Annotated in this window: 8 protein-coding genes and 1 pseudogene; 7 read left to right on the top strand and 2 right to left on the bottom strand. The window is 56.0% G+C overall.

The genetic code is table 11. The features are described from left to right. The coding region (gene trpE / locus P1U71_RS15740) for an anthranilate synthase component I (RefSeq protein WP_301106580.1) at positions 1 to 1,500 on the top strand (1,500 nt) is incomplete at its 5' end. Positions 1,501 to 1,505: 5 nt separating this feature from the next. Here trpE and P1U71_RS15735 read toward each other — a convergent pair. Further along, positions 1,506 to 2,564, bottom strand: a complete 1,059-nt coding sequence (locus tag P1U71_RS15735; protein ID WP_301106579.1) for a divergent polysaccharide deacetylase family protein — start codon at positions 2,562 to 2,564, stop codon at positions 1,506 to 1,508. A gap of 293 nt (positions 2,565 to 2,857) precedes the next feature. Between P1U71_RS15735 and P1U71_RS15730 the strand changes: the two genes are divergently transcribed. The 6 genes from P1U71_RS15730 (at position 2,858) to lexA (ending at position 7,800) form a co-directional block, all read left to right on the top strand. Next, positions 2,858 to 3,451, top strand: a complete 594-nt coding sequence (locus P1U71_RS15730; protein WP_301106578.1) for an aminodeoxychorismate/anthranilate synthase component II — start codon at positions 2,858 to 2,860, stop codon at positions 3,449 to 3,451. Continuing rightward, positions 3,448 to 4,488 (top strand): anthranilate phosphoribosyltransferase, encoded by a 1,041-nt coding sequence (gene trpD / locus P1U71_RS15725; RefSeq protein WP_301106577.1) that lies wholly within the window; start codon positions 3,448 to 3,450, stop codon positions 4,486 to 4,488. Before P1U71_RS15730 ends, trpD begins: the two co-directional genes overlap by 4 nt. Further along, complete coding sequence (gene trpC, locus P1U71_RS15720; RefSeq protein WP_301106576.1) at positions 4,485 to 5,276, top strand: indole-3-glycerol phosphate synthase TrpC; 792 nt, start codon at positions 4,485 to 4,487, stop codon at positions 5,274 to 5,276. Before trpD ends, trpC begins: the two co-directional genes overlap by 4 nt. 10 nt (positions 5,277 to 5,286) lie before the next feature. Continuing rightward, positions 5,287 to 5,763: a cyclic pyranopterin monophosphate synthase MoaC gene (moaC, locus tag P1U71_RS15715; protein ID WP_301106575.1), complete on the top strand. Its 477-nt coding sequence runs from the start codon at positions 5,287 to 5,289 to the stop codon at positions 5,761 to 5,763. Continuing rightward, positions 5,760 to 6,974: a gephyrin-like molybdotransferase Glp gene (glp, locus tag P1U71_RS15710; RefSeq protein WP_301106574.1), complete on the top strand. Its 1,215-nt coding sequence runs from the start codon at positions 5,760 to 5,762 to the stop codon at positions 6,972 to 6,974. Before moaC ends, glp begins: the two co-directional genes overlap by 4 nt. Before the next feature lie 103 nt (positions 6,975 to 7,077). After that, on the top strand, positions 7,078 to 7,800 hold the full coding sequence (lexA, locus tag P1U71_RS15705) for a transcriptional repressor LexA (RefSeq protein ID WP_301106573.1): 723 nt from the start codon (positions 7,078 to 7,080) through the stop codon (positions 7,798 to 7,800). Positions 7,801 to 7,808: 8 nt separating this feature from the next. Here the strand turns inward: lexA and P1U71_RS15700 are convergent. Beyond that, positions 7,809 to 8,149: pseudogene (locus P1U71_RS15700) on the bottom strand (hypothetical protein); the annotation flags it as partial.

Raw genomic sequence — 8,149 nt, 5'->3', positions numbered from 1 at the left:
TTTGCCGATTTCAAAAAGAAACATGAAACCGGCCAGTCGCAGATCCTGTGGACGACTTTGGTCGCCGATCTGGAAACCCCTGTTTCCGCGATGATGAAGCTCGCGGAAGGACAGGCAAACTCCTTCCTGCTGGAATCGGTTGAAGGCGGCGCCGTGCGCGGCCGTTATTCTATCATCGGCCTGAAACCGGATCTGATCTGGCGCTGCGACGGGAATGAGGCGCGGATCAATCGCATGGCGCGGTTCGATCCCGACGCTTTTGTCGCCTGCGAGGGCGACGTGCTGGATAACCTGCAAAATCTGATCGATGAAAGCCATATCGACCTTCCGTCAAATCTTCCGCCAATGGCAGCGGGATTGGTGGGCTATATGTCCTATGACACCGTTCGCCTGATGGAAAAAATTCCGGATGGTAATCCGGATGAGCTGCATATCCCGGAGGGCATGTTCATCCGTCCAACGGTCATGGCCATATTTGACAGCATCCTTGATCTTGTCACCATCGTCACACCGATTTGGGCGCAGGATGCTCGTTCCGCGCAGGATGCCTATAACCATGCCGCGGAACGCCTTGCCGACGCGGTTCATGATTTTGAGCGGAGCCTGCCCCATAGCGCGTCGCTCGATGCAGGCAATCTCGATCTACCGGAGCCAACGTCAAACACCACGACGGCGGAATATCACTCGATGGTCGAAAAAGCGAAGGAATATATCCGTGCGGGCGATATCTTTCAGGTTGTCCCATCGCAGCGTTTTGAGCTGCCGTTCGAGCTTCCCTCCCTCGCTCTATATCGGGCGCTAAGACGGACGAACCCGTCCCCCTTCATGTTCTATCTGAATTTCGGGGAATTCTCGATCGTCGGCTCCAGCCCGGAAATCCTCGTTCGTCTTCGTGATAACAAGGTGACAATCCGCCCTATCGCCGGCACCCGGCCTCGCGGTGCCACTGCAGCGGAGGATGCCGCGCTTGCAGAAGATCTTCTTTCCGATCCAAAAGAACTGGCGGAGCATCTTATGCTGCTCGATCTCGGGCGGAATGACGTCGGCCGCGTCGCCAAGATCGGCTCTGTCACCGTTACCGAGAAAATGGAGATCGAGAATTATTCCCACGTGATGCACATCGTCTCCAACGTGGAAGGCGATATTGCAGACGGGCTGACAGCCATCGATGCATTAAAAGCCGGGTTTCCCGCTGGCACAGTCTCCGGCGCGCCGAAAGTGCGCGCGATGGAAATCATTGACGAGCTGGAGAAAAGCCGCCGGGGTATCTATGGCGGCGCGGTTGGCTATATCTCGGCAAATGGCTCGATGGATACCTGCATTGCTCTTCGAACGGCGCTTGTGAAAGACAATAAAGTTTATATTCAGGCAGGCGGCGGAGTTGTCGCGGATAGCGATCCGGAAGCGGAGTATCAGGAGACGGTCAACAAGGCCAAAGCCCTTGTCCGGGCCGCGCAGGAGGCGGTTCGCTATGCGTCCGATACGGGCCGCAACCGCTAGTTAGGCTATCCCTTGAAGGTCAGGGCCGTCACGGCGCTGATCGGCACGAATAGAAACCCTTTTTTCTTCGCCTCCGGCAGCCATTTTTGAAGAACCCGGATGGTCGCCGGATGCGGATGACCGATGGCAATCACTACACCGGAGCGTTCCGCCATTGCTTCCACCTTGGCCAGCTGCTTCAGGATTGCCGCCTCGTCAATAACGTGATCGATAAAGATGTCCCGCTTGACCGACGGCATCCCCCGCTCAGCCGCGAGGCGATATCCCGTCGAGGCGGATGTCGTCTTGGAATCTAGGAACAAAAGGCCCCGTTCCGCCATGATATCCATCACGATGGCCATGGCCGTCCCATCCGCCGTAAATCGGCTACCCATGTGGTTATTGACTCCGACATACCCTTCAAAACTATCGAGATTACGTATGGTACGCGCTCTGAGTTCTTCCTTAGACAAGCTCGTCAGCAGGGCATCCGGACCAGGATCCACATGATGGTCCGTCGGCTCCATCGGCAGATGCAGCATGACCTCATTCCCATTCTGGCGCACTAACTCGACTTTGCCCTGAAGAGCCGGCGCGTAAGGAAGGAATGCCAGCGTCAGAAGAGCTGGCAACTCGTTGAGTTCTTCCACCAGACGGTGGCTGAGGCCCACATCATCGATGACGAGCGCGATTAATGGCTTGCCTTCCATCGGCGGCGACAGCGCTGCATATCTTTTCCATGCCGGCATTTCATCCTGAACCCTGTCCGGGATTATCGCAGAGGCAGAAGCAAGCGGAACTTCAGACGGAGGCACAGCCTCAGGAGTGGGCTCCAGCTTCACCGTTTCCGCTCTTGTGACGGGATAATCGTTATAGGCAAACGGACTTTCCGGCACCAGAACATCGCTTTTCTCATGCACAGCGGGCTCAACAGTCGCCGCCGGAGCCGCAAGGGCACTTACCGCCCGGATTTCCGACGTACTCTTTAAGGGGTCTAAAAGCTTGCCGATCAGAATGCCACCACTTGCGCTGATCACAAGAACAGCCGCGCACAGAACAGCCACGCGGGCCGGCGATGCCGTCATCCGATCCACCCGTGATTGCCCCTCCGGCTTCTTATTCCCTCTCAGTTGGGATGACATTTAAAACAGACCCTTCGTCAAACAATACTGATTACTCAACAGCAACTTGCCTATGTTAATTCTATTTCAATATGGTAAACAAGGCATAAAGATGGCGGGCTTCCGCGCCAGCCGGGGTATTTGTACTCTTGATTTTGTTCAAAAAAAAGAGAAACTGCTTATCTGGATAATAAGGCTTCGCTCCACCGCCGGCAGAATTCTGACGCACATTTAAGAAAGCGTGATATAATACTGATATGATTACGTTAATTGATAACTATGATAGCTTTACCTACAATCTCGTGCATTTCCTTGGGGAACTGGGCGCGGATGTGAAGGTCTACCGCAACAATGTGGTGACCGTGGATGAAGTTTTTGAAGAAAATCCCGCTGGCATCGTTCTGTCGCCGGGTCCGTGCGATCCGGACCGGGCCGGTATCTGCCTTGAAACGGTCAAGCGGGCGAGCATTACGGAAACGCCGATCCTGGGCGTCTGCCTTGGTCACCAATCGATCGGTCAGGTTTTTGGCGGCAAGGTCGTGCGCGCCGACCAGCTTATGCATGGCAAAACATCGGAAATCATCCATAACGGCACCGGCCTCTTCAAGGGCCTGCCCAATCGTTTCATCGCAACGCGCTATCATTCCCTGACCATCGATCCGGCGAGTGTTCCCAACACCCTTGAAGTCACGGCAACAACGGATGATGGCGTGATCATGGGGCTCAGCCATAAAAGCCTGCCGCTTCACGGGGTGCAGTTCCATCCCGAAAGCATTGCGTCAGAACATGGCCATGCCCTTCTGCAGAATTTCCTGAACCTTACCCGCCCGGACACCAAGGCCGCGGCATGAGTGATGTTCAACCTAACTTCAAGGCGTTGATCGCGAAGATCGCCGCTGGTGCGACACTGTCCCAGGAAGACGCCAAAACCGCCTTCAACACCATCCTGTCCGGCGATGCCACGCCATCCCAGATGGGCGCCTTTCTAATGGGCCTGCATTTACGCGGTGAGACGGTCGATGAGCTAATCGGCGGTGTCTCGGTCCTCAGGGAAAAAGCCACCTATATCACGGCACCGGAAAATGCCGTGGATGTTGTCGGCACCGGCGGCGACGGCCATGGCACCCTCAATATCTCGACGGCCGCGGCCTTCGTGACTGCCGGCGCTGGCGTTCCCGTCGCCAAGCATGGCAACAAGGCCGCCTCCTCCCGTTCCGGCACGGCGGATGTGCAGGCTGTTCTTGGAATCAATACGGAATGCGATTTCGAGCTGACCCAGCGCGCCGTCCATGAGGCGGGCATCGGCTTTATGGTCGCCTATCGTCATCACGGGGCCATGCGGCATGTCGGCCCGACCCGTGTGGAGCTTGGCATTCGCACCATATTCAACCTGCTCGGTGTCATGTCCAACCCGGCCGCCGTCAAGCGCCAGTTGATCGGCGTTTATGATCCGCGCTGGATGCGACCGATGGCCGAAACGCTAAAGGAACTTGGTTCTACCCATATCTGGGTGATGCATGGCTCGGACGGTCTCGATGAGTTGACGACGACGGGCCCCTCAAAAGTTGTCGAAATGAAGAATGGCGAGTTTTCGGAATTTGACATCACACCCGAAGAGTTCAACCTCAAGAAAGTCTCCCTCAATGATCTGAAGGGCGGCACACCGGAAGAAAATGCGAAAGCCCTTATGGCACTGCTGAACGGCGAGAAAGGTCCCTACCGGGATGTTACGCTGCTCAATGCGGGCGCGGCGATCTTGATCGGCGGAAAATGCGACACGGTGGCGGAGGGCATCAAGCTTGCCGAACTGTCCATTGATGATGGCAAGGCGCTCACCGCCTTTGAAACGCTGAAACGCATCTCCAACGAGACGGGAAGCGGCGAATGAGCATTCTTGCCAAAATTTGCGATGACAAGCGCGAGCATATTCGCGATGCGAAAAGCCGGATCGCTTTAGCTGATATCGAGGCTGCGGCGAAGGCCGCAACTGCGCCGCGTGGCTTTATCCGCGCCCTCAAAGCCCGCCGGAGCGCCGGGGAATATGGCCTGATCGCCGAAATCAAGAAGGCGTCGCCCTCGAAAGGATTGATCCGTGCCGATTTCGATCCGCCCTCTCTCGCCAAGGCTTATGAGGGCGGCGGTGCCACCTGCCTCTCGGTGCTTACGGATATCCCTTATTTTCAAGGCTCCGATGATTATCTCGTGGCGGCACGAAATGCGGTATCCCTGCCCGTTTTGCGAAAAGATTTTATGATCGATCCCTATCAGGTGGCCGAAGCAAGAGCGCTCGGGGCCGACTGCATCCTGCTGATCATGGCGGCGCTCGATGATACGGAAGCGCAAGAACTGGAAGCCTGCGCCCAGGATTGGGGCATGGATGTCCTGATCGAGGTGCATGATCGGGCGGAGCTGGACCGGGCCGTAAAGCTCAAAAGCCCGCTGATCGGGATTAACAATCGCAACCTCAAAACGCTTGAGGTTAATATCGCGACGACGGAAGAACTGGCAAGCGCACTCCCCAAAGATTGCGTCGCGGTCAGTGAAAGCGGCCTTTATACGCCGGAGGATCTCACCCGCATGGAAAAGGCGGGCTGCGGCTGCTTCCTGGTCGGTGAATCCCTGATGCGTCAGGAGGACGTCGCCGCCGCCGTTCGCACCCTGCTCCGCCGGGCTTAAGGAGAGCATTTTGAGCAAACTGACCCATTTCGATAAAAAGGGCGCGGCCCATATGGTCGATGTCGGCGATAAAGATGTGACCGAGCGAGAGGCCACCGCCGCCGCCAGTATCAAGATGGCGCCCGAAACACTGAAACTCATTCAGGACGGTGATGCCAAGAAAGGCGATGTCTTGGGGGTTGCCCGCCTTGCCGGGATTATGGCCGCCAAGAAAACCGCCGACCTGATCCCGCTTTGCCATCCGCTCGCGCTCAGCAACGTCACCGTTGATTTCACCATTCAGGAAGAAGAAAATATGATCGAGGTGCGCGCCACCTGCAAGCTCAAGGGCCGTACCGGCGTCGAGATGGAGGCGCTCACCGCGGCATCAATCGCCGCGCTCACTATCTATGATATGTGCAAAGCCGTCGATCGCGGCATGACCATCCTCAACACACGGCTATTAACGAAAAGTGGCGGCAAATCAGGAAGTTATGAAGCATCATGATTTCCGTAAGTGAAGCCCGCGCAAAAATCCTGAAAGATATTCATCCCGTCGGCACGGAAGTCGTTGCACTCAGCGCGGCGGCGGGCCGCGTCATGGTGGAAGATGCCCTCTCCCGCCGGACCCAGCCGCCCGCCGATATGTCCGCGATGGATGGCTTCGCGGTCAGAGCTGCCGATATAGAGACGATCCCGGTGGATCTCAGGATCATCGGGGAAGTGCCCGCTGGTGGCGCCTATGACAAAGAGGTAAACGCGGGCGAAGTTGTCCGCATTTTCACCGGCGCCTCGCTCCCCCTCGGCACAGATACCATCGTCATTCAGGAAGATACCGAGTTTAACGACCATACCGTCACCATCAAGGAAGCTGCGACGAAAGGCACCTATGTCCGCCCGGCCGGGCTTGATTTTCGCGAAGGCGATGTCGGTCTCACCTCACCGCGCATTTTAAGCCCGAGGGATATCGGCCTGTTGGCTGCAATGAACATTCCCTGGATAACGGTTCGGCGTAAACCGAAAATTGCCTTGCTCTCGACCGGGGATGAGCTTGTCCGCCCGGGCGAACCGCTCGGCCCAAACCAGATTATTTCCTCAAACAGCCTGCTTGTTGCCGCGCTTATCGAGGCCGCAGGCGGCGAGGCCATTGATCTTGGCATCGCGATGGATAACGCCAGCTCTTTGCGTGAAAAGGCTCAGGGTGCCAAATCGGCGGATATGCTGATTACCTTGGGCGGCGCCTCGGTGGGCGATCATGACCTGATCCAGCCAGTTCTCGGCAAGGAAGGACTTTCCGTCGATTTCTGGCGGATTGCCATGCGCCCCGGTAAACCTCTTATGTTTGGTCGCTTCGGCGGTATCCCGATGCTCGGCATGCCCGGCAACCCGGTCTCCAGCATGATTTGCAGCTTTCTCTTTCTGATCCCCGCCCTTGATGCGCTTTGCGGCCTTGAACCCCGGCATCCACCGCGGCAGAAGGCGCTTCTCGGCCATGCAATGAAGGCAAACGACCAGCGTGAAGATTATATGCGCGCGACTATCACCGGTGAGAAAGACGGCTTGCCGGTTGTTGAGTTGTTCGCAAAACAAGACAGTTCCATGCTCTCCCCGCTTTCCGCTGCTGATTGCCTGGTTGTCCGTGCGCCCTTCGCGAAAGCCCTTCAAGAAGGGGCCGAAGTTGACATGATCCCCCTTATCCAACCATATCCCGCTGTCTAAGCTTACCGCCATGATCGTTGCTCTTTTTCCTTGACGATGGAAAAGAACTTTTGTAGAACATTTATGAAATGTTTTTGATTTGTTCTATACGGTGGGTTATCATATGCTGACTAAAAAGCAGCACCAGCTCCTTCTTTATATTCATGAATGTCTGGAAAGCCGGGGGGTTTCCCCTTCCTTCGATGAAATGAAGGAAGCTCTTGATTTAAAATCGAAATCCGGTATTCACCGATTAATCACGGGACTGACAGAACGAGGCTTTATCCGCCGTCTACCTCATCGCGCGCGGGCGCTTGAGGTTTTGAAATTGCCCGATGATCTTAGAAACAGGATCAAGGCGGAAGCAAAAGGTTCAGATACCGCAAGCCCGCTCAATCTGGTCAAGGTCAATTTCGGACGAGAGAAAGAGGCTCCAGATGAGTCCGTTAAATTGGATGAAGATGGATCACTTTCCCTCCCGCTATATGGACGGATTGCCGCCGGTACAGCGATTGAGGCTTTGAGCGATCCCAGCAATTTCGTGAGTGTGCCTGCGGGAATGGTCGGGATGGGGCGTCATTATTGCCTGGAAGTCGCCGGTGATTCGATGATCGATGCCGGCATTCACGACGGTGATACGGTGATCATTCGTGAAAGTGAAACGGCAGAAAACGGCAGGATTGTTGTCGCCCTGATCGATGATTATGAAGTGACGCTCAAAAGGCTCCGTCGCAAAGGCGGCTCCGTCGCGCTTGAAGCAGCCAACCCCGACTATGAAACCCGTATCTTCGGTCCGGACAGGGTCAAGGTGCAAGGACATCTGGTGGGTCTTTTCCGCCAGTATTAGGATTGAGATCAGTTTTTTCGGTTTTTTTCCGATTGGTTTCGGTATCGCTCCGGTACCCATGGTCGGTTTCCGCGCAAGCCATTGGCTGTCTCCATCCGTATCTTCCCATCCGCCTCAATGTAAAGGCTATGGGCTCCGCGCCGCCATAGGTCAAATTTGTCGATTACCAAGCGAGGGTTGACACAATCATCCGGCGCAGGAATGCGGCTCGCGATGATATCGGCGCGACGGCAATCCATCTCCACCCCGCTCATGGTCACCGGAAAGGCGATAAGCTCTCTTTCCCGCCTTAGGACACAGCCGGCCGGATCACAGGTCATACGAGACGGCGGTTCCTCCGTGATTTTTT

Source organism: Sneathiella sp., from assembly GCF_029233945.1.
In the GTDB taxonomy this organism is placed as follows: domain Bacteria; phylum Pseudomonadota; class Alphaproteobacteria; order Sneathiellales; family Sneathiellaceae; genus Sneathiella.
The sequence above is the reverse complement of the archived record's forward strand: the minus strand, read 5'-3'. Positions and strand labels throughout refer to the sequence as shown.